The organism is Rhodococcus sp. HM1, from assembly GCF_023218075.1.
Taxonomy (GTDB): domain Bacteria; phylum Actinomycetota; class Actinomycetes; order Mycobacteriales; family Mycobacteriaceae; genus Rhodococcus.
Genome location: NZ_JALPTB010000033.1, coordinates 1 through 23,297, shown reverse-complemented (window position 1 = coordinate 23,297; position 23,297 = coordinate 1). Strand labels below are relative to the sequence as shown.

Here is a 23,297-nt window from a genome sequence, read left to right as displayed (position 1 = left end):
ACAACCCCTCGGCACCAAGTCGATACGTCTGGATTCACCCTTCGCGGTACGTGTCTCAACGCGGGCCTGTGACCTGCGCCGATCCGCCGAGAACGATCTGCTGATGTCTCATACTGAGACTGTGGGTTATGACTGGTTGATCGACGGGAAGCGCTCCGACGTCGCCCGAGACCGCCTGATCGCTTGCGCTGCAGAACTGATCGCCAGGCGTGGAGTGACCGAGTTCGACATCAACGACCTCGTTCGGCACGCACACTGTTCGCGAGCGACCGTCTACCGGCACGTCGGCGGTCGCACGGCCGTCATCGAGTCCGTCCTGATGACCGCATCGGCTCACATCGTCACCGCCGTCCGCACCGCGACCGCAGGCCTCGACGGTCGCGACCGAGCAAGCGTTGCGATCTCGGTGGCACTACGAGAACTCCGACAGGACCGAGTGATTCGGCAGTTCCTACGCTCGGGTCACCTGATCACGATGGCACCCACCGCCATCACCTCGGATACGGTCGCCGCGCTTGCAGCCGAACTCATCGGGATCGATCCATCCGACACCACCTCGACCGAATTCGCCGTCAGATCGTTCATGACGCTGCTCCTCTGGCCGGCTGATCCGGTCGAGGAGAATCGCCTCATCGACTCGATAGTGGCCGGGATCGACCGTCACTGAAATTGCCACCGGCGACCGCCACACCCGGATCTGTTTACGGCATCTGCGGATATCGTCCAACTCTGTTGCGCTACAACCGGTCACTCGCTTCGATTGCCCGCCGGCAGCGGATGCTCCGGCATTTCGGATATATGCAGCCGACTCGATCGGTTGCACCCGGGGAGGTTGCCGACAGGAAGTGGCATCCGATTGCCCCGCGCACACCGATGGCCGAGGCGCACACTTGTAGATATTCGAATCATCCGATGTGAGGCCCCGGGAGCCTGTGCCGGGTCCTTTCTCCGAAAGGAGCCGGCGGATGCCGTACACCGAAGACGACCCCAACGAAATCGCCGTCCCCATTCACAGAGGCGCTCACATCGCCGACCCCGGGCCTTTGGGTCTGGCAGCATTTGCACTCACCACGTTCATCCTGTCCTGCGCCAACGCCGGATTCATCTCGTCGGATGCGGAAGCTGCCGTCTTCGGGGTGGCGTTGTTCTACGGCGGTCTCACCCAGCTCGCCGCCGGAATGTGGGAGTTCCTGAAGGGCAACGTCTTCGGGGCGACGGCCTTCAGCTCGTACGGCGCCTTCTGGTTGAGCTTCTGGTACCTGGTCACCTACGTCACCGAGGACATGGGCGACGAGAGGCACGTGGGGGTGGGAATCTTCCTGCTGGGCTGGACCATCTTCACCCTCTACATGTGGTTTGCCAGCACCCGGATCAGCATTGGCCTCTTCGTCACCTTCTCGGTGCTCCTCGTCGCTTTCGTATTCCTGACACTCGGAGCGCTACTGGAGGTGACCGGCCTGACGAGGGTCGGTGGCTACTTCGGACTCGCCGCTGCCGTCGGCGCGTGGTACTGCTCCGCTGCCGGGGTACTCAGCACGACATTCGGGCGCGTAGTCCTGCCCACGGGCCCACGTTGACAGGGGTCCGATCCGACAGGTGCGGACGCGTCTGTTACCCTCGTCGTCATGCAGCGCGCATATTTTTGGTTTAGCAGGCCGGCCCGGGGTGGGTCGGTCGGCGTAACCGAGCGCTGACTTCACCACCTACGAGCCGGACAACGGACCGGCTCGCTGGAATCTCATCTTCTCGTGGGTCGGCCTGAGAACAGGAAACCGAACCCCATGAGCACCCAGATCGACCGCATCTCGACCTCGAATCTCGACGAGCAGCGCACCGTGCGGATCAGCCCCCTCGTGGCGCCGTCCGTCGTGCGCACCGAGCACGCCCCCGACGAGGTCGCCGCCGCGACCGTGCGGTCGGGTCGCGCCGACACCGTCGGCATCCTCGACGGCACCGACGACCGCCTGCTCGTCGTCGTCGGACCGTGCTCCGTGCACGATCCGGCCGCCGCGATGGACTACGCCCGCCGTCTCGCCGCGAAGGCCGACGAACTGCGCGACGACCTGCACATCGTCATGCGCGTCTACTTCGAGAAGCCGCGCACCACGCTGGGCTGGAAGGGCCTGCTCAACGACCCGCACCTCGACGGCACGTACGACATCAACACCGGTCTGCGGATCGGCCGCAAGCTGCTGCTGGATGTGTCGAGCCTGGGTCTGCCCGTCGGCTGCGAGTTCCTCGACCCGATCCTCCCGCAGTACTACGCGGACCTGGTCACCTACGGCGCGATCGGTGCCCGCACCGCCGCCAGCCAGGTGCACCGCCAGCTGTGCTCGGCGCTGTCCATGCCCGTCGGCATCAAGAACTCCACCGAGGGCGACGTCCAGGTCGCGGTCGACGGCACGCGCGCCGCTGCCGCCAGCCACGTATTCCCCGGCACCGACCTCGACGGCCAGGCCGCGCTGATCCAGACCGTCGGCAACCCCGACTGCCACGTCATCCTGCGCGGCGGCAGCAGCGGACCGAACTACGACGTCGAGACGGTCGCCGACACCCTCGCCCGGCTGCGTAAGGCGGGTCTGCCGGAGCGGGTCGTCGTCGACGCCAGCCACGGCAACAGCAGCAAGAATCACGAGAAGCAGGTCGACGTCGTCACCGACATCGCCGAGCGGATCGTCGCGGGGGAGAAGGGCATCGTCGGACTCATGCTCGAGAGCTTCATCGAGGCGGGTCGTCAGGACCTGACCCTCGGCAAGGCCGACGAGCTCGAGTACGGCAAGTCCATCACCGACGCGTGCATCGACTGGGCGACCACCGCCGACCAGCTCGACCGTCTCGCCGCCGCCGTGCGCGCGCGTCGCGCCTGACGGCTCGCTCCACCCCACTCTCATGCCCACCGGGAGACTTGACCCTGACGCAACGTCAAGGTTGATGCTGGGGGCATGAGAATCAGCGAGCTCGCGCAGGCGGCCGAGACCACCGTCAGGACGGTTCGGCACTACCACCGGCTCGGGTTGCTGCCGGAACCGCCGAGGTCCTCCAACGGGTACCGCGTGTATTCGTTGGAGGACCTGGTCCGGCTCATGCGCATCCGCTGGCTCGCCCGCTCCGGGGTGCCGCTCGGATCCGTCGCCACGGTCCTCGGTGCGACGGACGACTCCGACGACCTCGGAGCCGACCTCGAAGCGCTGCTCGCCGCCGTCGAGGAACAACAGCGCACCCTGCAGGTCAAACGCGATTCGCTCGCGGCGATGCTGGACCTGCACCGGCGCGGTGAACCGCTCTCGCCGCTGTCCGCGCCGCTCGCGCAGGCGTTCGCCGAACTCGTCGACGGTGAGACCGATCCACGCGTGCGGGAGTTGTTCGTCCGGGAACGCGACAGCTGGGAGATCCTCGCGCTGTCCGGACAGACCCCGCAACCCTTCGTCGACGCCGCAACCGCAGCACTGACCGACCCGGAATGCCGGCACGAATTGGTCGCCCTGTATCGCCGGTTCGGCGCGCTCGCCGGCCGCGACCCCGCCGATGTGACCGAGCACATCGAAGAGACCGCCGACGCCCTGGCCGCCTTCTTCGACGACCTCGACGACCCGGACGGGATGTTCGCGCAATGGGCGACGACCGCGGCCGATGTCGCCGACAGTCCCCACATGGCCGAGGTCCTGCCCGATCCCGCGCAACGCGCCGTCGCGGTCCGGGTCATCGAGACGATCGCAGCGCGGGCGGTGGAGTCGTGACCGCGCAGCGGATCCACCGCGGCGCACTGGTGGTGGCGATCCTGACGGCGCTGACGAACGCGGTGCTCGCCGCCGTCGGCATCCTCGCCCCCGGTACCGCGTTCGTGTTGTGGCTCGCGGTCGAACTCCCGTTGTTCGCCCTCGTCGTCACCGTCACCGTCGTGCGGATCCGGGCGCTGCGTCGATCCGGTGCCTCCTGGAACGCCGTGCTCGACGAGCTCGCCGGCCCCGCTGCGGCCTGATCCGCGCGGAACTGCGCGCCTACCGATCGCTGTGGCTGTTCGCCCGGCGACGCCGCGACGGCCTGCGCGACGGGATGGTCGCGATCGGCTACACCAGGGGCACGATGGGCATGCCCATCGCTTTCCTGATCGCGTGTGTGGTCGAAACCGTCGCCATCCACCTGCTCGTGCCTGGCCGTGGCTGCGCACCACCCTGCTGGTCGTCTCGGTGTACGGCTTCGTGCCGCTGCTAGGTATCCTCGCCTCCCGCGTGGTGCATCCGCACCTGCTCGACGACGCCCGGTTCGTCGTCCGGTCCGGGCATCAGGTGGTCGCGACCCTTCCTGTCGGCACCGTCGAGAAAGCGTTGATACACAGGAGATTCCAGCACACCTCGCCGATCGTGGAGGACGACGTGCTGTATCTGCCCGGGTCGGACGGCACCAACGTCGACGTGCTGCTGCGCGAACCGATCGAGGTGAAATTGCCCTATCTGCTCGAACGCCGGCGCACCACCACTCAGGTCGGGCGCGTGGCGTTGCAGGTCGACGACCCCGAAGACCTCCGCGCTGCATTCGCCGCACTGCGGAGCGAAACCGGGATCACCTCGACGGGCTGAAGCCGACGAGTCGCGGTCCCGACGTCGAGGAAGTTGGCGAGAGCGGTGGGGAGGTGGCTCGGGTGCAGACTCAATATCGTTTCAGTTGTGCGACAACGAGATGCAGTGCGGCCGTGGTGGTGAGGGTTCGGACCCGCTCGCGGTCCCCGGGGAAACGGCGGGTGACGGTGTACGTCGGTCGTCCGTCGATCGCGACGCCGAAGCAGACGGTGCCCACCGGTTTGGTGTCGGTGCCGCCGTCGGGGCCGGCGATCCCGGTGGTGGAGACCGCGACGTCGGCTTCGAGACGGCGTCGGACGCCCTCGGCCATCGCTGCGGCGACCTGTTCGCTGACCGCACCGTGTGCGGCGATCATCTCGGCCGGTACGTCGATCAGGTCGGACTTGGCGTCGTTGGAGTACGAGACGACGCCGCCCATGACATAGGCCGACGACCCGGGTCGGGCGGTGAGACGCGCAGCGACGAGTCCGCCGGTGCACGATTCCGCGGTCGCGATCGACCGGCCGTCGAGGACGTCGATCAGCTGGTCGTCGATGGTGGAGCCGTCGGTGGAGAAGATCTGGCGCCCATGGTATTCGGTGAGAACACCGAGAAGACGGCGGTAGACGTCCGCGTCGCCGGAGGCGAATCGGGTCACCATGTCGAGTTCGCCGCCTCGAAGACATGTGGTGATCTCGAGCCGGTCGAAGTCGGCGATCTCTGCTTCGGCCCGGCGCAGTGTCTCGGCGAGTTGTGCCTCGTGCAATCCGTAGGCGCGCACGGTTTCCTGCTGCAGGTCGTCGGCTCGGGACAGTACCTCGGCGACCGCAGGTGAGGTGACCGCGCTCGGCCACATCGCCTGCAACTCTCCGGGCGGCCCGGGCAGGATCACGAACGTCGGGATCGGCCGGTCACCGCCCACTGCTGGGATTACCACGCCCGGCGCTGTGCCGGTCGGCGGCAAGGCGGTGGCACCGGCGGGAACCTGCGCCTGCTTGCGGATCCCGATACGCGTCGGCCCTGCGTCCAGGTCCGGGGTGTTCGGACGGAAGCGGCCGATGACACCCGCGATGTGTTCTTCGAGTTCGGGGTCGAGCAGCAGCTCACGGTTACAGAAATCGGCGACGGTCGCGACGGTGAGGTCGTCGGCGGTCGGGCCGAGCCCTCCGCTGGTGACGATGAGGTCGACGCCCTGATCGGCGAGGAAGCGCAGTTGTGCGATCAGGTCGGCGGGCCGGTCGCCGCAGATCGTGATGTGGGCGACGTCGACGCCGAGTTTCAGGAGCTGCTGGGACAACCACGGTCCGTTCTGGTCGGCGATCCTCCCGGTCAGTACCTCGGTCCCGGTCACGACTATTCCTGCACGCACGCTCACGGCGTCGAGCCTAATCGGGAGGCGTCCCAGATCAGCCGTAGACGTCGGCGACACTCCCGGGACACCACGCGATGCCGTTCGCCGCGGACCGATGAGTTTCGGGGGCGCGGGGAGTCCAGCCCTGTGACGGCGTCCGGTTTCGGATGCCGCGGACCGGAGGAGCCTTTCCATGCACTCGACGATCTTCGTGAACCTGCCTGTCGCCGACATCGATCGCTCGCGGCAGTTCTTCACAGACCTCGGTTACACCTTCGACGAGAAGTTCAGCGACGGCCGCGCGCTGGTGCTCGTACTGGGTGAGAACCGGTTCGTGATGTTGATGCTGCGCGACTCTTTCGACTCTCTCCATCCGGCGCGGACCGCGGACGCCTCCGAGGTGAAGGAATGTGTCATCTGCTTGGGTGCCGACAGCCGTGAGGATGTGGACGCGCTGGTGGATCGTGCTGTCGCCGCGGGCGGTGCTGCAGGGGACAGCGAGGATCACGGCTTCATGTACGGTCGCAGCTACGACGACCCGGACGGCCACTCCTGGCAGATCTTCTGGATGGACCCGTCCGCACGGGGCTGAGCGTCCCGGACCCTTTGCCGGTGCCGCAACACCTCCGGCGCCGAACTGCGCCTCCGCGCCGCCGGATTCGGCGCCTGCTCGGTCCACCCGGAACCGGAAAACACACATGGCGACCGCGCGGGCCGTCGCGGTAGTAGGGTCGCGAGCGACGAGGGTTGCCGACACGAACGAGGGACGATGGCCGACACCATGCGGGCAGCGAGATTCCATGCCGATTCGAAAACCAATGTCCTGGAAGATGTTCCGATTCCCTCGCCCGGGCCCGGGGAAGTACTGGTGAAGGTCGAGTACTGCGGGATCTGCCATTCCGATCTGAGCCTGCTCGACGGCACCTTCCCGCCGCTGCTGCCGGTCGTCACGCAGGGGCACGAAGCATCCGGCACCATCGCCGCCCTGGGCGCCGGGGTCACCGGCTGGCAGGTCGGTGATCGGGTGATTCCGTCCGCCGGGCGCCCGTGCTTCCAGTGCCGCAGCTGCCGCCGCGGCGACCTGACCAACTGCGAGAACATCCAGCTGATGGCCTTCGCCTACGACGGCGCGTGGGCGGAGTACACGGTCGCGCAGGCCGGCGGCCTGACCCTCATCCCCGACAACGTCTCGTTCGAGCAGGCGGCGATTCTCGCCGATGCCGTCTCGACCCCCTACGGCGCCGTGGTGCGGACCGGGCAGGTCCGGGTCGGCGAGGCCGTGGGCGTGTGGGGCGTCGGCGGGGTCGGTACGCACATCGTGCAGCTGGCGCGGCTCGTCGGCGCCGTCCCGGTCATCGCCCTCGACATCGATCCCGTCGTCCTCGACCGGGCGCTCGAGCTCGGCGCCGACTACGCCTTCGACACCCGCGACCTCGACCTGCCCGCCAAGATCACCGAGGCGACGAACGGCAAGGGTCTCGACCTCGCGTTCGATTCCGCGGGTCTGAAGGTCACATTCGATCAGGCGCTGGGGGCGGTGCGCCGCGGCGGGCGGGTGGTCGTCGTCGGATTGAGCGGTCAGGAGGCGTCGCTCGGCCCGACCGCGAACTTCGGGTTGTCGCAGAAGCAGGTGCTCGGGCATCTGGGCTACAAGAACGTCGACATCGAAGTCCTCGCCGAGCTCGTCTCCCGCGGCCGGCTCGATCTGTCCCGTTCGATCAGCGAGATCGTGCCGCTCGAGAACGTCGCGGAGGGAATCGAGAAGCTGCACAACCACGTCGGTAATCCGATCAGGATTCTCGTCCGTCCCTGATCTGTCGGTACCCGGTCGTATCGTCGGCACATGGGATACGAATTTCAGGTGACGGTCGATTCGAACAGCCCGCATACGCAGGCGAAGTGGTGGGCGGAAGCGCTGGGATGGCGGGTCGAGCCGAGCGACGAGAACTTCATCCGCGGTCTCATCGCCGCCGGACAGGCCCGGGAGGACGATACCGAGATCTTCGAAGGCAAACTGGTGTGGAGGATCGGTGCCGCGATCTCCGATCCGGAAACCCCGGCCCGGCCGCGCGTGTTGTTCCAGCTCGTGCCGGAAGGCAAGACGGTGAAGAACCGGCTGCACTTCGACATCCGCGCCGGCGACGACCGCGACGCGCTCGTCGACAAGCTCGTCGCGGCCGGTGCGACCGTCCTGTACCGAGGAAGCCAGGGCCCGTACGAGTGGGTCACCATGACCGATCCGGAAGGAAACGAATTCTGCGTGGCCTGACCGAGGTCGGGGCCCGCCCGCAGGTCAGCGGAAGCTGCGTGGTGTGGATCCGGTCCAGCGCTTGAACGCGCGCCGGAACGCGCTCGGTTCCGAGAAGCCGAGTCGTGCGGACAGATCGTCCACCGACTCACCGCGGCGCAGGCCCGCGATGGCCGCGTCCCGCAGCACCTCCTCCCGGAGATGACCGAGCGACGTGCCCTCCTGCCGCAGCAGGCGACGCAGGTGCGGGGCGCTCACCGACAGCATGTCGGCGATGTCCTCCGCGCTGGCGGTGCGTCCCTTGATGCCCGACTCGAAGATGCGGCGCACCTGCGCCGACGCCGTCGATTCGTAATCACGTTCCGACAGCATGAGATTCGGTGACTCGCGCAGATATTCTTCGAGGCCGCTCTCGGTCTGCACGAGCGGGGACCGCAGCGCGGCATTGTCGATTTCCAGGGCCGCGCGGTCGGCGCCGAACGTGACGGGGACACCGAAGATTGCGTCGTAACTGCGGGCGAGCACCGGATCCGGTTGCGGATAGGGCATTTCCACCGATTCCAGGCGCACCCGCCCGCCGACCAGCCACGCCGCGAAGCGGTGCAGCAGCATCAACAGGAAATCGACGGTGACCCGGGTCTTTTCGGTCACCACGTCGGGGAGTCCCACATCCAGGAAGGTCGTTTCCGGGCCCGGCGTCAGCGTCAGGGTCGGCAGCGTCCGCATGACCCGGTTGACCTCGATCATGCGGGTCAGGGCATGCGACAGGTCGGGACAGTGGATGAGGGTCAGGCACATCACCCGGAAGGATCCGCGCGGAACCGGTCCCGAGCCGAGTCCGAACAGTTCGTCGTCGGTGATCTGCCACGTCACCTGGGTGAACCGGCTGACCTGCTCGGGTGTGAGGCGCGCGTGCGGCTGCGCCAGCACCGCCCGGCTGATCCGCGCCGCATCCAGCGCCGGCGCCAGATCGACTCCTTCGGCGGCAGCGAGCTGGACCGCCCGGCTCACGAAATCGGACGGAATGGTGGGAGCCGACACGTCAGTGCGCCTCCCGCAGGGTCCGCAGCCGTCGCACACCTTCGGCGAGAATCTCGTCGCGTTTGCAGAACGCGAACCGCACCAGATGATTCCACCGTTCGGGATGATCGACGAACGCACTCACCGGCACCGCGGCGACACCGATCCGCCGGGGCAGGCTGCGACAGAACTCGACAGCGTCGGTGACGCCGATCGGGGTGACGTCCGCGCACACGAAATATGTTCCCGCCGAATCGAGTACACCGAATCCCGCGTCGGCCAATGCCGTGGACAGCAGATCGCGCCGGCGTTGCAGGTCGTCGCGCTGTGCGGCGACCCAGGCCTGCTCGTGCTTCAGCGCGTACGCGACCGCCGGCTGGAACGGTGCCCCGGCGACGAACGACATGAACTGCTTGGCGGCGCGCACGCCGTCGATCAGCTCGCGCGGCCCGAGCGCCCAGCCGATCTTCCAGCCGGTCACGTTGAACATCTTCGCCGCGCTCGACACGGTGACGGTGCGTTCGGCCATGCCGGGCAACGACGCGAGCGGGGTGTGCCGGCGACCGTCGAACACCAGATGCTCGTACACCTCGTCCGACAGCACCAGCAGATCTCGTTCGCACGCGAGTTCGGCGACCGCGGTCAGCGTCGCGTCGTCGTACACGGTGCCCGTCGGATTGTGCGGGGTGTTGACGACCAGCATGGTGGTGCGGTCGGTGACCGCGGCGCGCAGCGCGTCGACGTCGAGCACGAAACCGGATCCGGAGCGTTCCAGGGGGACCGCGCGCCGGGAGGCCCCGGCCAGCGCCACCGACGCGGCGTACGAGTCGTAGTACGGCTCGGTGAGCAGCACCTCGTCACCGGGTTCGACGAGCCCGAGGATCGCGGCGCTGATCGCCTCGGTCGCGCCGACGGTGACCAGCACCTCGCCGTCGGGGTCGTATTCGAGTCCGTACCGGGCGGCGCGGTCGTCGGTGATCGCGCGGCGCAACTCCGGCGTGCCCGGACCGGGCGGGTACTGGTTGACGCCGTCCGAGATCGCCTGACGGGCCACCTCGAGCATCGCCGCAGGACCGTCCGTGTCGGGGAAACCCTGCCCCAGGTTCACCGCGTCGTGCTGGATGGCCAGGGAGGTCATCTCGGCGAAGATCGTGGACGCGAACGGTCGGAGCCGGTTGACCGTGCGGACCGGTCGCGGTGACGTCATCTCAGCCATTTCGCCAGCGTAGCGGGGGTGCGGTGGGTTCGATCGGGCAGTAGTGTCACATTCGGGAAGGCTACCTCGTCCAAGAAGATGAACGGCCCATACGGGGCCGGTGACGAACGGAGACGATCATGGCTCGCATTCCCGTGGTGACCCCCGACCAGGCCGGCCCTGCGACCAAGGTCGCGTACAAGATGGCCGCGCGGATGTTCGGGGAGGTGCCCGAGCCGTTCACGGTGCTCGCCCACCATCCGGGCCTGATGCGCAGCAACGCCGTGCACGAAATGCTCGCGCAGCGGGCGTCGAAGGTGTTGCCGAAGAACGTGCGGGAGATCGCGGTGTACCGCACGGCCTGGAACGTCGGATGCTCGTGGTGCGTCGACTTCGGGACGATGCTGCAGCGCCTCGACGGACTCGACACCGAGCGACTCGAGCACATCGCCGACTACAAGACCTCGGACCTGTACAGCGACGACGAACGCGCCGCCATCGAGTACGCCGATGCGATGACCGGCAACGTCCGCGAGGACGTCACCGACGAGCAGGTCGCGGACCTCGAACGCCGCTTCGGGCAGGCCGGGCTCGTGGAACTGACCTACAACATCGCGCTGGAGAACATGCGGGCCCGCATGAACTCGGCGCTGGGCATCCACGACCAGGGCTTCAGCACCGACGCCTGCCGCGTGCCGTGGGCGGACCAGTCGGCCGTTCAGGGCAGCACGAGTTCGCCGACCGGCCCCGGATTCCAGGCGACCTCCCAGCGGAAGCCGTCGGGATCGGAGAAGTAGCCGGTGTAACCGCCCCATTCGCGGTCCGTACCGCCGGTGACGGTTCCGGCGCCTGCGGCACGGGCCGTGGCGAGCACGCTGTCCACCTCGTCGTGGGATGCGACGTTGTGCGCGAGTGTGACCGGAGGGATGCCGTCGCGGGATGTGGTTCCACCGACCTCGGCCTCGAAGTGCGCACGATCCCAGAGGGACAGGACGATGTGCGCACCGACCTGGATCATGAGGACCTCGCCCGGAGCATCGACGGTCGCCGTCCAGCCCAGCCCGTCGACGTAGAATGCGCGGCTGCGGGCGACGTCGTCGACGGCCAGGGTCACGAAGCTCAGGCGCTGTTCCATGCGGGTGCTCCCAGCTCTTGTCAGTCGGTCCAGGGGGACGGCACCTTGACGCGCCGCAGCTTCTCGGGGTTCGCGATGTCGTAGGCCGCCCAGACCTGTCCGTCGACGACCGTGCACGCCATGATGCGGCCCGGGAATCCCTGGTGGGTCGCGTCACCGGGGGATCCGCTGTTGACGAACCCGAGCTGCCCGTTGACCAGGGCGGGCGTGAAGCCGAGCAGGGACTGTTCGCCGTACTTCTGGACGAGGCCGAGGAAGAACCGGGCGGCCTTCTCCGGTCCGACGATGACGTTGACGGCGGTGCGGGTGGTGCCGTTCGCATCGCCGATCATGCGGGCGTCGGGGTGGAGTGCCGCGACGACCGCCTCGAGATCGCCGGTGGCGATCGCCTCCATGAGCCGCTGCACGGCGGCGTTGTGCTCGTCGTCGCTCACCGGTGGGGGTGCGGCGCCCGCGACGCGGCGCGCGCGGGACGCGAGTTGCCGGGCGGCGGCGGGTTCCACCCCGAGGATGTCGGCGATCTCGCCGAACGGTACGGCGAACGCGTCGTGCAGGACGAACGCGACCCGTTGCGCGGGAGTGAGGGTGTCGAGCACGACGAGCGCGGCGAGGCGGTTGTCCTCGAGTTGCACGACCTGTTCGAGCGGATCCGGGGGTGTGGCGCCGGTCAGCGGGGTGACGATCGGTTCGGGCAGCCACTGGCCGATGTACTTTTCGCGCCGGACCGTCGCGGAGCGCAGCCGGTCCAGGCACAACCGGCCGACGACGGTGGTCAGCCATGCCCGCAGGTCCTCGATGCCGTCGGAATCCGCGCCGTCCAGTCGTAGCCAGGCATCCTGGACGGCGTCTTCGGCGTCGGCGACGCTGCCGGTGAGCCGGTACGCGACCGACAACAGGTGGGGCCGGTGTTCCTCGAACGAATCGACGAGCGACGCAGCGCGCATGGGTCCGATGGTACGACGCCCGGTCGCGGTCGGTCGGCACTTGATAGGCAAGTGGCCACTTGCCTATAGTGGGGCTCGTGGCCGACGTCTTCCACGCGCTCGACGATCGGACGCGCCGCATCATCCTCGACGAACTCGCGGCCGGCGACGGCCGCACGCTGTTCGAGATCTGTTCCGTGCTCGCGATGCGTCACGGTCTCGGTCTCACACGCCAGGCGATCTCGCAGCATCTCGCGGTGCTCGAGTCCGCCGGACTGGTCGTCACGGAGCGACGCGGACGATCCAAGTTCCACTACTTCGACCCCGCACCGCTCGCCCGGATCACCGAGCGGTGGCCCACTCGCGAAAGGACAGACCGATGAGGATCAACCTGACGAGCGTGTTCGTCGACGACCAGCGAGCCGCCCTCGCCTTCTACACCGACGTGCTCGGTTTCGTGAAGCACCACGACATTCCGATCGGTGACGCCTCGTGGCTCACCGTCGTCTCGCCCGACGCACCGGACGGACCGCAGCTGCTGCTCGAACCCGCGGGGCACCCGGCGGTCAAGCCGTATCGGGACGCCCTGCGGGAGGACGGAATCCCGTTGGCGCAGTTCGCCGTCGACGACGTGGAGGCCGAGCATGCCCGGCTCACCGCCAAGGGTGTCGAGTTCACGATGCCGCCCACGGACATCGGCACCGCGGTCGTCGCCGTCTTCGACGACACGTGCGGCAATCTCATCCAGATCGTCGCCGAGAAATAGTTGCGAGCCGCAACATCTGTTGTGTCCCGATGTAGTTCGCGTCAGGTGCTCCTTCGCGACGTAACGGCGTCCTCGGTCGACCGCAATTCGGCGTGATCCCCGGACGACACGCGGCGATATTCTTGAGGGGACGCCCAGGAGGTGGGGGCGTACGGAGGAACTTGCGCCGGTCGTGCCGTCGGGACCGGTGCGTGCGAACTACGAGTCGACGGAGTGAGTAGCACGTTCCGATGAGCGCAGCGGATCCGCTCGACACGCAGACATACCCACCCGACCCGGCCGGGGAGCTGGCCGCTGCCGGTTTCGAGGGGGTCGAGCAGATCGGCCACGGCGGGTTCGGAGTGGTCTACCGATGCACCCAGACCGACCTGGATCGCACGGTCGCGGTCAAGGTGCTCACCGTCGATCTCGACGAGGAGAACCGGGCGAGGTTCTTCCGGGAGCAACAGGCGATGGGACGGCTGACCGGGCACCCGAACATCGTCCACATCCTGCAGGTCGGTACCACCGGCAGCGGCCGTCCCTACCTGGCGATGCCCTACCACCAGCAGGGGTCTCTCGATGCGTGGATCCGCAGCCAGGGTCCGCTGCCGTTGGATCAAGCGTTGCGGCTCGGGGTGAAGATGGCCGGCGCGATCGAGTCGGCGCACCGGCTCGGGATCGTGCACCGCGACGTCAAACCCGCGAACATTCTGCTCACCGACTACGACGAACCCCAGCTGGCCGACTTCGGTGTCGCGCAGATCGCGGGCGGTTTCAAGACGGCCACCGGCGCCGTGACCGGGTCGCCGGCCTATACCGCGCCGGAAGTGCTGGCCGGGGATCCGCCCGGTCCGGCCGCCGACGTCTACGGTCTCGGGGCGACGTTGTTCAGTGCGCTGACCGGTCACGCCGCGTTCGAACGGCTCAGCGGGGAGCAGGTCGTCTCGCAGTTCCTGCGGATCACCTCGCAACCGGTACCGGACCTGCGGGAGCACGGGATCCCCGAGGATGTGTCCGAGGCGATCACGGGGGCGATGGCCCGGACCCCGGACCAGCGTCCGGCTACCGCTGCGGACTTTGGGGAGGAACTACGAGCCTTGCAACGCACCCACGGTTTCCCGGTCGACGAGATGGCCCTGCGCAACGAGAACGAAGCCGGGTCCGTCGAGGGCGCGTCTGTCGAGGTCGGGGCCGGGAAGGTCGCGGAGGCCGGGGGCCCCGAACGAGTGCCGCGTGAGCGACGTCGCACCGCGGCTGCCGCCAGGGCGGGCGCGACCGGCGATCTGCCGCTGGACCTGACCAGTTTCGTCGGCCGCCGGCACGAGCTGACCGAGGCGAAGAACCTGCGGGCCGGTTCGCGGCTGGTGACGTTGACCGGGATCGGCGGTGTCGGCAAGACGCGCCTGGCGGTGCATGTCGCGGCGGCGGTGCAGCGCGACTACGCCGACGGGGTGCGGCTGGTCGAGCTCGGTGCACTGCACGATGAGTCGTCGCTGCTCGACGCGGTGGCCACCGCCGTGGGGCTGCGGGACCATTCGGCGCGGCCGGTGCGGGAGGCGCTGCTCGAGTTCCTCGCCCCGCAAGAGATGCTGCTGGTTCTCGACAACTGCGAGCACATGATCGACGCGGCCGCCGCACTCGCCGACCGGCTTCTGCGGGGGTGTCCGCGAGTGCGGATTCTGGCCACCAGCCGCGAACCGTTGGGCCTCGGCGGAGAGGCCGTGCTGCGAGTTCCGCCGCTGGGCGTTCCGGATCCACAGCGGCCGTACTCGTTGCGGGCGCTGTCTCGCTACGACGCGGTGAAATTGTTCGCCGACCGCGCCGCGGCCGCCGTGCCAGGATTTGCGCTGACCGAGGAGAATGCGGCGGCGGTGGCGGGGATCTGTCATCGGCTCGACGGGTTGCCGCTGCCGATCGAGCTGGCCGCGGCCCGGTTGCGGGCGCTGTCGCCCGAGCAGATCCTCGAACGGTTGACCGACCGTTACGCCTTGCTGACCCGCGGCACCCGGGGTGCGCCGACGCGGCAGCAGACCCTGCGGTGGTGCATCGACTGGAGCTTCGAATTGTGCACCGCCACCGAACAACTCGTGTGGGGACGGGTGGCGGTGTTCGCGGGCAGCTTCGATCTCGACGCGGCCGAGCACGTGTGCGGCGAGGGCCTGGCCGCGGGCGAGTTGCTCGATACGCTGACCTCCCTGGTGGACAAGTCGATCCTGATCCGGGAGGAGGCCGGGTCGGTGGTGCGGTTCCGGATGCTCGAGACGCTGCGCGACTACGGTGTCGAGAAACTCGAGCAGTCCGGCGAGGAGCTCGCGTTGCGCCGCCTCCATCGGGACTGGTACGAGGCGTTGGCAATCGCCGCGCGGGCCGAGTGGGTCAGCGAGCGTCAGCTCGACTGGATCGCCCGCCTCAGGCGGGAACTACCGAACCTGCGCGAGGCCCTCGAATTCAGCCTCGAGGACGATCCCGCCGCCGGGCTGCGCATCGCCGGCGAGCTCTACCTCTTCTGGGCCTCCCAAGGCTTCTACAACGAGGGGCGACGCTGGTACGAACGGCTGCTCGCCCGCCAGAGCGGGCCGCCCACGGTCGAGTGGGTCGAAACGCTCTACCGTGCGACCGTGATGGCCAGTGTGCAGGGCGACCTGCAGGCGGCAGCCGGGTTCCTGGAGGCAGGGCGCAGGCTGATCGCGCAGACCGACGATCCCCTGATGCGCGCTCTGGTCGATGCCGCCGACGGTTCGCTGGCGCTCCACAGCGGCGACCTCCCGCACGCCATTTCTCACCTCGAGGCCGCCCTCGCTCATTTCCGTGGACGTGGGGAACCCACCCGCGAGATCGGCATGCTGTATTCGCTGGGGTTGGCCCTCGGGCTGTCCGACCGGATACCGGAGGCCGTCGAATGTCACGAACGTGTGCTGGCAATGACCGAAGGACACGGCGGCAAGATGTATCGTTCACTTTCGCTGTGGGCCTTGGCCGTTGACGTGTGGCGACGGGAAGAACCGGATCGTGCGGTGCGGCTCCTGGAGGAATCGTTGAACCTGGCCCGGCAGGTGCGGTACCCGCGCGTGGTCACGTCGTGCCTCGAGGCTCTGGCCTGGATCACCAGCGACCTGGGCGACCTGAAGCGGGCAGCGGTCCTGATGGGGGCGGCGGAAGGAATGGCACGGTCGATCGGTAGTGCTGCGGTGATACATTCCAATCTGCTTGCCTACCATCGGGAATCCGAACGGAAGGCCCGACAGCACCTCGGTAGGGAAGCATTCGCCGCGGCATTCGGCCGAGGTGAACAACTCGGCTTCGACGCGGCCATTGCCTACGCCCTCCACGAGCAGCCGCCGGCCACCTCCACGCGCGACACCGACACGTCGGTGCGACTGACCAAGCGGGAACGTCAGGTCGCCGACCTCATCGGCGAGGGCCTGACGAACCAGGCCATCGCCCGTCGCCTGGTGATCTCACCGCGCACGGCACAAGGGCATGTGGAGCACATCCTGGCCAAACTCGGCTTCACCTCCCGGGCGCAGGTCGCGGCCTGGGTTGCGGAGCAGACGCACGACTAGGTCCCGGCGTCGATCCTCGCCATGCGCTGAGGAGCTCGTCGCGGAGAGCGGACTTGGTGGCGCGCAGTCGTACGGAGTCGGTCGGTCTCGTCATCATCGCGGCTTGCAGCAGATGCAGGAACCTGGTCCGTCCCACGCCGAAGGTGATGAACAGTTCCTCCGGGCCGGCCCCGCCGAAGGGCGCCCATTCGACGGCGAAGGCGACCAGCTTCCGGTCCCCGGGATCCAGTGACTGCACGCCGGCGAGGAAGTCGCAGGTCATGAGGGAACGCCGGACCCAGTCGACGTCGTGCGAGGGTGCCGCCGCATTCGGCTGGACGTGGTACCTCCGGGCGCCGCGGTCCGCGATGCGGGTGGGGGAATGGGAGCGGCGACGTCGCAGGGGTATCGGTGCAGCATGTTCGCTCACCGCAGCGGGTGACAGCGGGGCCGGTGTTTCGGGCATGTGTGCCTCCCGGTGGAAGGAGCGTTTCGGTCCTTCGAGGATCGTGTGCGCGCAGGATTCCGGGAACGGCCGACCGGCGGGGTGGGGTACCTGTTTTCGCTCCCTGTGCCGGGCGTCGAGCGTGCACGTCTTGTCGAAAAATGCCGGAAATATCGACAACAAGTGCACGCTCGGCGGGCCGATCCGGCGCCGGCAGAAACACTTCGGTCCGGATCCGTAATCGGGATCCGGACCGAAGCACCCGTACGGGATCAGACGGCTTCGAGCACGCTGACGTAGTTCGCCACCGCGAGGCCACCCATGTTGTGGACGACACCTCGACGGGCGCGACCGAGCTGCATGTCCCCGGCGGTGCCGCTGAGCTGCATCGCGGCGATGACGTGCTGGGACACCCCCGTCGCGCCCACCGGATGCCCCTTGGACTTCAGCCCGCCGGACAGGTTCACCGGCAGGGCACCGCCGGGCAGGACGGTGCCGTGGTCGAGCACCTGCCGGCCCTTCCCGCGCTCGGCCAGCCCCATCACCTCGTAGAGGACGAGTTCGGCGATGGTGAAGCAGTCGTGCACCTCGGCGAAGTCCAGATCCGCAACGGTGGTGCCGGCCATGGCCATGGCGCGCTGCCAGGCTGTGACACTGCCCGCGAACTCGATCGGATCCCGCTTGGCGGCGGGCAGGAAATCGTTGGCCTGCCCGAACCCGGCGATCCGCACCGGCGCCTGCGCCGCCCCGGAGACCGGTTCCGTGGTCAGCACCAGGGCTGCGGCGCCGTCGGAGACCGGGGAGCAGTCGGTGCGGCGCAGCTGCCCGGCGACGATCGGGTTGCGCTCGGAGACCGTGGCACAGAAGTCGAAGCCGAGATCCTTGCGCAGCTGCGCGTACGGATTGGCGACCCCGTTGCGGTGATTCTTCGCGGCGATGTGGGCGAGGGGGTCGGCGACCGGCCCGTACCGATCGGCATAGGCATCGGCGACTCGGGCGAACAGCCCCGCGAAGCCCGTCGTCGACTCCTTGCCGGCGGACTCGTAGTCGGCGCCGAGCAGCGCGGCTCCGACCACGTCGGGACCGGCGTGGGTCATCTTTTCGGCACCGATCACCAGCACGGTGCGGGCGGTGCCGGCCAGCAGGGCCCGGATACCCTGCTGAACCGCGGCGCTGCCCGAGCCGCAGGCGTTCTCGACGCGGGTGGCGGGCACCCCGGCGAGGTCGTCGGAGAGCTGCAGGGCCAGCGACGAAGCGAAGCCGAGCGGGTGCATTCCGGAGTTGAACTGGCCGAAGTAGATCTCGTCGACCTGACCGGGTTCGATGCCGGCGGTGTCGAGTGCGTCGCGGGCGACGGACACCACAAGCGATTCGAGGGTCTGGTCGGGGAGTTTGCCGAACGGGGAATGACCCCATCCGGTGGCCAGGACGTCGGTGCCGAAGCGGTCGCGCAGGCTCATGCCACCAGCTCCTCGTCCAGGGCGACCGTGAACGGAGCGCCGGTGATCGCGCGCAGTTCGTCGACGTCGACGCCGGGGGCGAGGCGGCGCAGCACGAGCGCGCCGTCGACGACGTCGAAGACGGCGCGGTCGCTGACGATGCAGTCGACGACACCTACCCCGGTCAGCGGAAGAGTGCACGTCTCGACGATCTTCGGGGAGCCGTCCTTCGCAACGTGCTCGGTCAGCACGATCACCCGAGGCGTGCCGACCACCAGGTCCATCGCGCCACCCATGCCCTTGACGAGTTTGCCCGGAATGCTCCAGTTCGCGAGATCTCCGGATGCGGAGACCTGCATCGCGCCGAGGATGGCGACCTGGACGTGGCCGCCGCGGATCATCCCGAACGACTCGGACGAGTCGAAGATGCTGCCACCGGGCACGATCGTCACGGTCTGCTTGCCGGCATTGATCAGATCGGCGTCCTCGTCCCCCTCGTAGGGGAACGGTCCCATCCCGAGCAGGCCGTTCTCGCTCTGCAGGATCACCCGGCGGCCTTCGGGCAGGTTGTTGGCCACGAGTGTGGGGATCCCGATGCCCAGATTGACGTAGGCACCCTCGTTCAGTTCGGACGCCGCCAGGGCGGCCATCTCGTCACGAGTCCACGGCATGGTGAAGCTCCTTTCGAAAGTAGGTCGAGGGGTTCAGACGGAGGCGCTCACCGGTCGGGGACGGACCGTGCGCTGTTCGATGTCCTTGGTCCGGGCGCAGGCCTTGACGACGCGTTGGACGTAGACGCCCGGGGTGGTCACGGCATCGGGTGCGACAGCACCGATCTCGACGATTTCCTCGGCCTCGGCGATCGTCACCTTGCCAGCAGCCGCGACGACGGGGTTGAAGTTCCGGGCGGTGTACCGGTAAGTGAGATTTCCGTCCGTGTCGGCCCGATGAGCACGGACCAGGGAGACGTCGGCGACGATGCCCCGCTCGAGAATATAGTTGCGGCCGTCGAATTCGGCATGCGGCTTACCCTCGGCAACCTCGGTGCCGACACCTGTGGCCGTGTAGAAGGCCGGGATCCCCGCTCCGCCGGCCCGCAGGCGTTCAGCGAGTGTTCCCTGAGGATTGAATTCGATGTCGAGGGCGCCGGAAAGATACTGCTGCGCGAACAGAGCGTTCTCGCCGACATAGGAGGCGATGACCTTGCGGACCTGTCCGTCTTCGAGCAGGATGCCCAGACCCTTGCCGTCGATACCCATGTTGTTGGACACCACGGTCAGATCCTTCACGCCCGAATCGCGTACGGCTTCGATGAGGTCGACAGGGACGCCACTGAGCCCGAAACCTCCGACGGCGAGGGTCATCCCGTCGAACAGGACACCGTCGAGGGCGGTTGCGGCGTCGGTGTACACGATGGACATGGTGGTTCCTCCTTCACGGCGCGACGGTACGGCCGTGGTTGTGATCGGTCAGGGGCGCCCGGCGCGGGATGAGCGACCCGAATCCCATTGCGGGCCTAGGCATGCTCCGCACAGGGCGGCGACGGCTTGGAGATACGAGATGGTCAACGGTCCGAACGGCTCGTCGGATCTGCGGACGACACCCATGGTGCCGATCGTCTCTCCGGCATGGCTGATCGGAACGAACAGATACGTTCCGGGAGCATCCGACGAGACGGCGGCGTTGGTGCCGGGGAAGGTGTGGGAACGCCGCCGAAGCAACTGCACCGGCTGCGCACGACGAACCGACTGAATGGAAGCATAGCGATCGTCGGCGAGCGCGAGTTCACGGGCCACCTGTTCCCATTCGGTTGTGAATCCGAAATGACCTACCAGTCGGAGTATTTCACCATCGGTCAGGTGCAGTCCGACCGCGTCGACGGTGCCTTCGGTGACAAGACTTTCCGCGATACGAGAAGCTGCTCCCGTAATATCCGTGGCGGTCGCCAGTTCGGTGCACTTCGCGGCGAGGCGCTGCATCATAGGTAATTCACCGTCGACCGTGTCGGATTCACGATCGGCAGCTTCGATCACGGGCTGAGCGAACATGTATCCGTGCCCGCGAACGGATTTGATGAACTTCGAGGACGCCGCTGTCTCGCCCAGCGCCTTGCGCAGTCGGGTGATGTAGATACGCAGCATATTGACGTCGGCGTCGGCCCATCCCCACACACGATGCAGGATCCGATTCCAGGGAACCGTTTGCCCCGCGCTTTCCATCAAGCACACCAGCAATCGGTACTCGGTCGAGGAAAGGTGGAGCGGTGTACGATCGAGAGTGACTTCCTTCCGCCACAGGTCGACACGCAAGCCTTCCGCGGTCAGGTATCGCGCTCCCGATTCGGAGCCTTCGGCAGTGCGCCGCACCAAAGCGAGCAATCGCGCGCCGAGTTCGTCGTCGCGCAGGTCCGACCGCAGGACGCTGTCGGCACCGTTGACGAGCGCCGACACCGTCAGTTGTGGTGACAGTGCGCCGAGCACGGCGATCGGTCCCTTGTAGGAGTTCCGTAGTGCTCCGATGTCGTCGAGATGGGCAGTGTTGTCCGCGTCTCCGACGACAGCGACGAGTGCGGGCTTGTTGACAGTGATTGCCCACACGAGCTTGCTGCGGTCCGTTACGACGAGATGGGGCCATCCGAGTTTGTCGGCGAGTCGTTTCGTGGTGAGGACCGCCGGATGGTCGACATCCGGCCCGACGATCGCCAACCGCTGACGGGGGACCGGGAATACGGCCGGAGCCCCGGCTCGAGGCCGACGGGAAGTGGTCATGCCGTTTGCGCGGTTGCCGGAATACACGGACATGATCCTCCTCGATGGTGTGCTCTGCCTCGTGGGCCCTCGGAACAGGGGTTCGGGGTTCCGCTGGGTCGATGCGGAACCCCGAACCGGTGCCTCAACGCTCGGTGGGTACGGCTTCCGAGATGTCTTCGAGGGATCGGCCGGTGGTCTTGGGTCCGAAGATCCAGACGAGGACCGCCGTGATGGCGAACAGGACAGCTGAAAGCAACAGTACGGTCGAGCCGCCGAAGGTGTCGAGGATCGTCAATCCGAGGAAGGGCATGAGGAAGGCGAACAACCGGCCCGATCCGTAACACAGTCCGATGGCGGTCGAGCGCAGACGCGTCGGAAACACTTCGGAGGCATACATGTTCACGCCGCTCGAATGGACGTTGGAGGCGAAGCCCATGGCGAATCCTGCGGCCATGATGACGGCGTCACCGGATCCATACCCGAAGACCAGACCGGCGACGGCGGTGGCCAGTGCGGTGACCACCGTCAGCGTGCGGCGTTCGAGCTTTTCTGCCACGAGCGCCGCGGTCAGAGCGCCGAAGGGGTAACCGGCTGCAATCACGGCCGTGTACAACAGGGACTTGGTGATGTCGTATCCCTTGTCCACCAGCAGCACCGGCGCCAGGGAGCTGAAGCCGTAGTAGGCGAGCACGCCGATGGTCCACAGGGATCCGACGGCGATCATGGAGTTCCGGGTGTTGCCGCGGAACAGGTCCGAGATCTTGGCCTTGTGGTGTTCGTCGACCTCCGGGGGCAGGGCGGTGTAGTCGGGGGCGGGCAGGTCGGACCCGGTGCGGCGGCGCACGTCGTCTTCGATTTTGCGCAGTTCGGCGTCGGCGTCGGCGGTGCGGCCCACCGAGACCAGCCAGCGGGGGGATTCGGGCATGTTCCGCCGCATCCACAGCAGCACGATGATGCCGCTGGCACCGAGTACGAGCAGCCAGCGCCAGCCGTCCATGAGGAAGTGGGTCTTCGCCAGCGGGGCGCCGGCGAGGGCGACGAGCGGGTAGGCGACGAACGCGAGGGTGAACGCGTAGCCGATGTACCGGCCGCGGCGGTGGCGCGGGATGAACTCGCCGAGATAGGTGGGGATCAGAGCGGCTTCGGCGCCGGCACCGATACCGGCGATGAACCGGCAGGCGATGAGGAACCACACGTTGGGGGAGAACGCGGCGAGTAGCGAGAACGCCAGATAGATGCTGAGGTTGATCAGGAACATCTTCTTGCGACCGACGCGGTCGGCGACGCGGCCGAGGGTGATGGCGCCGACGAACATACCGAGGAAGACCGAGGCGATCAGGCCGGCCTTCTCGTAGGTGCTCAGTTCCCAGAGAGGCCCGAGGACCGCGGCGAGTACGCCGCCGAGGAATACCTCGAAGTATTCATAGAACGCGCCGATGCCGACCAGTGCGGTCAGTTTCCAGTGCCAGGAGCCGACGGGCAGTCGCTCCAGGCGCGCGGCGGTGGTGAGAGCGTCGATCCGACGGGGATCGGTGGCGGCCTGACCGCTCGAAGTGAAGGACATGGGAGGGGCCTTTCGATCAGGACGTTGCCGTCGACGCGGCGAACGCCGCCTCGAGCGCATGGGTGGGGTGATCGAGCATGGACTGCGCGCGGAAGGCGATGTGGCCGTCGGGCCGCACGAGAATCGCACCGTCGTCACGGATGCCGCGGATGTCGTGCCAGTGGTCGCCGACCGGGCGCACGGATGCACGTCGACCGACCGTGACGACATCGAGGGGAATGCCGCGCTGTTCGGCGAGCTTTTCGGCGGTCTCGACCCAGGTCTGCCCGTCGGTGTCGACGATGAGCACCAGTCGGCCGGGCTGGATCAGGTCGTGCGTGGAGATCTTGTTGTCGCCGTCGAGCAACCAGGCGTGCGGTAGGCGGTGACCGGGGCGGGTGG

24 protein-coding genes and 1 pseudogene are annotated in these 23,297 nt (G+C 67.6%); 13 read left to right on the top strand and 12 right to left on the bottom strand.

Annotated elements, in window-relative coordinates:
• Positions 1–121 precede the first annotated feature (121 nt).
• From M1M07_RS17765 to M1M07_RS17740, 6 genes are all read left to right on the top strand, one after another.
• Positions 122–667 carry a TetR family transcriptional regulator gene (locus M1M07_RS17765; protein ID WP_248675037.1) on the top strand — a complete coding sequence of 182 codons (546 nt, stop codon included), beginning with the start codon at positions 122–124 and terminating at the stop codon, positions 665–667.
• Positions 668–965: 298 nt separating this feature from the next.
• Complete coding sequence (locus M1M07_RS17760; protein ID WP_197250063.1) at positions 966–1,577, top strand: acetate uptake transporter; 612 nt, start codon at positions 966–968, stop codon at positions 1,575–1,577.
• 204 nt (positions 1,578–1,781) lie between these two features.
• Positions 1,782–2,867, top strand: coding sequence for a 3-deoxy-7-phosphoheptulonate synthase (locus M1M07_RS17755; RefSeq protein ID WP_248675036.1), 1,086 nt, complete (start codon positions 1,782–1,784; stop codon positions 2,865–2,867).
• A 75-nt stretch (positions 2,868–2,942) separates the two neighbouring features.
• Complete coding sequence (locus tag M1M07_RS17750) at positions 2,943–3,737, top strand: MerR family transcriptional regulator (protein ID WP_197250062.1); 795 nt, start codon at positions 2,943–2,945, stop codon at positions 3,735–3,737.
• Positions 3,734–3,979 carry a hypothetical protein gene (locus M1M07_RS17745; RefSeq protein WP_248675035.1) on the top strand — a complete coding sequence of 82 codons (246 nt, stop codon included), beginning with the start codon at positions 3,734–3,736 and terminating at the stop codon, positions 3,977–3,979. The genes M1M07_RS17750 and M1M07_RS17745 overlap by 4 nt, the downstream gene beginning before the upstream one ends.
• Before the next feature lie 133 nt (positions 3,980–4,112).
• Complete coding sequence (locus M1M07_RS17740) at positions 4,113–4,577, top strand: hypothetical protein (RefSeq protein ID WP_248675034.1); 465 nt, start codon at positions 4,113–4,115, stop codon at positions 4,575–4,577.
• Between the two features lie 70 nt (positions 4,578–4,647).
• Here M1M07_RS17740 and M1M07_RS17735 read toward each other — a convergent pair whose 3' ends face one another.
• Positions 4,648–5,931 (bottom strand): competence/damage-inducible protein A, encoded by a 1,284-nt coding sequence (locus tag M1M07_RS17735; protein WP_248675033.1) that lies wholly within the window; start codon positions 5,929–5,931, stop codon positions 4,648–4,650.
• A 169-nt stretch (positions 5,932–6,100) separates the two neighbouring features.
• Between M1M07_RS17735 and M1M07_RS17730 the strand changes: the two genes are divergently transcribed.
• The 3 genes from M1M07_RS17730 to M1M07_RS17720 all read left to right on the top strand — a co-directional run bounded on the left by M1M07_RS17730 (position 6,101) and on the right by M1M07_RS17720 (position 8,176).
• Positions 6,101–6,499: a VOC family protein gene (locus M1M07_RS17730; protein ID WP_248675032.1), complete on the top strand. Its 399-nt coding sequence runs from the start codon at positions 6,101–6,103 to the stop codon at positions 6,497–6,499.
• 177 nt (positions 6,500–6,676) lie between these two features.
• Positions 6,677–7,720 carry a zinc-binding dehydrogenase gene (locus tag M1M07_RS17725; protein WP_248675031.1) on the top strand — a complete coding sequence of 348 codons (1,044 nt, stop codon included), beginning with the start codon at positions 6,677–6,679 and terminating at the stop codon, positions 7,718–7,720.
• Positions 7,721–7,750: 30 nt separating this feature from the next.
• A complete protein-coding gene (locus tag M1M07_RS17720) occupies positions 7,751–8,176 on the top strand; it encodes a VOC family protein (protein ID WP_197250057.1) in 426 nt (141 codons plus the stop codon).
• Positions 8,177–8,200: 24 nt separating this feature from the next.
• Here M1M07_RS17720 and M1M07_RS17715 read toward each other — a convergent pair whose 3' ends face one another.
• Together M1M07_RS17715 and M1M07_RS17710 are read right to left on the bottom strand one after the other, a co-directional pair.
• On the bottom strand, positions 8,201–9,196 hold the full coding sequence (locus tag M1M07_RS17715) for an AraC family transcriptional regulator (protein WP_197250056.1): 996 nt from the start codon (positions 9,194–9,196) through the stop codon (positions 8,201–8,203).
• A 1-nt stretch (position 9,197) separates the two neighbouring features.
• Complete coding sequence (locus M1M07_RS17710; RefSeq protein WP_248675030.1) at positions 9,198–10,391, bottom strand: pyridoxal phosphate-dependent aminotransferase; 1,194 nt, start codon at positions 10,389–10,391, stop codon at positions 9,198–9,200.
• 119 nt (positions 10,392–10,510) lie between these two features.
• On the opposite strand from M1M07_RS17710, the gene M1M07_RS17705 reads away from it, so the two are divergent.
• A complete protein-coding gene (locus tag M1M07_RS17705; protein WP_197250054.1) occupies positions 10,511–11,167 on the top strand; it encodes a carboxymuconolactone decarboxylase family protein in 657 nt (218 codons plus the stop codon).
• Here the strand turns inward: M1M07_RS17705 and M1M07_RS17700 are convergent.
• Positions 11,089–11,505, bottom strand: a complete 417-nt coding sequence (locus M1M07_RS17700) for a VOC family protein (RefSeq protein WP_197250053.1) — start codon at positions 11,503–11,505, stop codon at positions 11,089–11,091. The genes M1M07_RS17705 and M1M07_RS17700 overlap by 79 nt on opposite strands.
• A gap of 20 nt (positions 11,506–11,525) precedes the next feature.
• The gene (locus M1M07_RS17695) at positions 11,526–12,449 is read right to left on the bottom strand and encodes a sigma-70 family RNA polymerase sigma factor (RefSeq protein ID WP_248675029.1); all 924 of its coding nucleotides are present in this window, start codon (positions 12,447–12,449) and stop codon (positions 11,526–11,528) included.
• A gap of 77 nt (positions 12,450–12,526) precedes the next feature.
• Here M1M07_RS17695 and M1M07_RS17690 point away from each other — a divergent pair, with 77 nt between their 5' ends.
• The 3 genes from M1M07_RS17690 to M1M07_RS17680 all read left to right on the top strand — a co-directional run bounded on the left by M1M07_RS17690 (position 12,527) and on the right by M1M07_RS17680 (position 16,739).
• Entirely contained in the window at positions 12,527–12,811 is a 285-nt protein-coding gene (locus tag M1M07_RS17690) for a metalloregulator ArsR/SmtB family transcription factor (RefSeq protein WP_197250051.1), read from the top strand.
• Positions 12,808–13,194, top strand: a complete 387-nt coding sequence (locus M1M07_RS17685; protein ID WP_197250050.1) for a VOC family protein — start codon at positions 12,808–12,810, stop codon at positions 13,192–13,194. The genes M1M07_RS17690 and M1M07_RS17685 overlap by 4 nt, the downstream gene beginning before the upstream one ends.
• Positions 13,195–13,424: 230 nt before the next feature.
• The gene (locus M1M07_RS17680) at positions 13,425–16,739 is read left to right on the top strand and encodes a protein kinase (RefSeq protein WP_248675028.1); all 3,315 of its coding nucleotides are present in this window, start codon (positions 13,425–13,427) and stop codon (positions 16,737–16,739) included.
• Here M1M07_RS17680 and M1M07_RS17675 read toward each other — a convergent pair.
• The 7 genes and pseudogenes from M1M07_RS17675 to M1M07_RS17645 all read right to left on the bottom strand — a co-directional run.
• Positions 16,687–17,184 (bottom strand): hypothetical protein, encoded by a 498-nt coding sequence (locus tag M1M07_RS17675; RefSeq protein ID WP_248675027.1) that lies wholly within the window; start codon positions 17,182–17,184, stop codon positions 16,687–16,689. The two genes, M1M07_RS17680 and M1M07_RS17675, sit on opposite strands and share 53 nt — an antisense overlap.
• Positions 17,185–17,435: 251 nt before the next feature.
• Positions 17,436–18,623 carry an acetyl-CoA acetyltransferase gene (locus M1M07_RS17670; RefSeq protein WP_197250049.1) on the bottom strand — a complete coding sequence of 396 codons (1,188 nt, stop codon included), beginning with the start codon at positions 18,621–18,623 and terminating at the stop codon, positions 17,436–17,438.
• Positions 18,620–19,273: a CoA transferase subunit B gene (locus tag M1M07_RS17665; RefSeq protein ID WP_197250048.1), complete on the bottom strand. Its 654-nt coding sequence runs from the start codon at positions 19,271–19,273 to the stop codon at positions 18,620–18,622. Before M1M07_RS17665 ends, M1M07_RS17670 begins: the two co-directional genes overlap by 4 nt.
• A gap of 33 nt (positions 19,274–19,306) precedes the next feature.
• Positions 19,307–20,023, bottom strand: coding sequence for a CoA transferase subunit A (locus M1M07_RS17660; RefSeq protein WP_197250047.1), 717 nt, complete (start codon positions 20,021–20,023; stop codon positions 19,307–19,309).
• Between the two features lie 48 nt (positions 20,024–20,071).
• Positions 20,072–21,403, bottom strand: a complete 1,332-nt coding sequence (locus M1M07_RS17655; RefSeq protein WP_197250046.1) for a winged helix-turn-helix domain-containing protein — start codon at positions 21,401–21,403, stop codon at positions 20,072–20,074.
• A gap of 91 nt (positions 21,404–21,494) precedes the next feature.
• The gene (locus tag M1M07_RS17650; protein WP_197250045.1) at positions 21,495–22,916 is read right to left on the bottom strand and encodes an MFS transporter; all 1,422 of its coding nucleotides are present in this window, start codon (positions 22,914–22,916) and stop codon (positions 21,495–21,497) included.
• A 16-nt stretch (positions 22,917–22,932) separates the two neighbouring features.
• Positions 22,933–23,297, bottom strand: a pseudogene (locus tag M1M07_RS17645) (hypothetical protein); the annotation flags it as partial.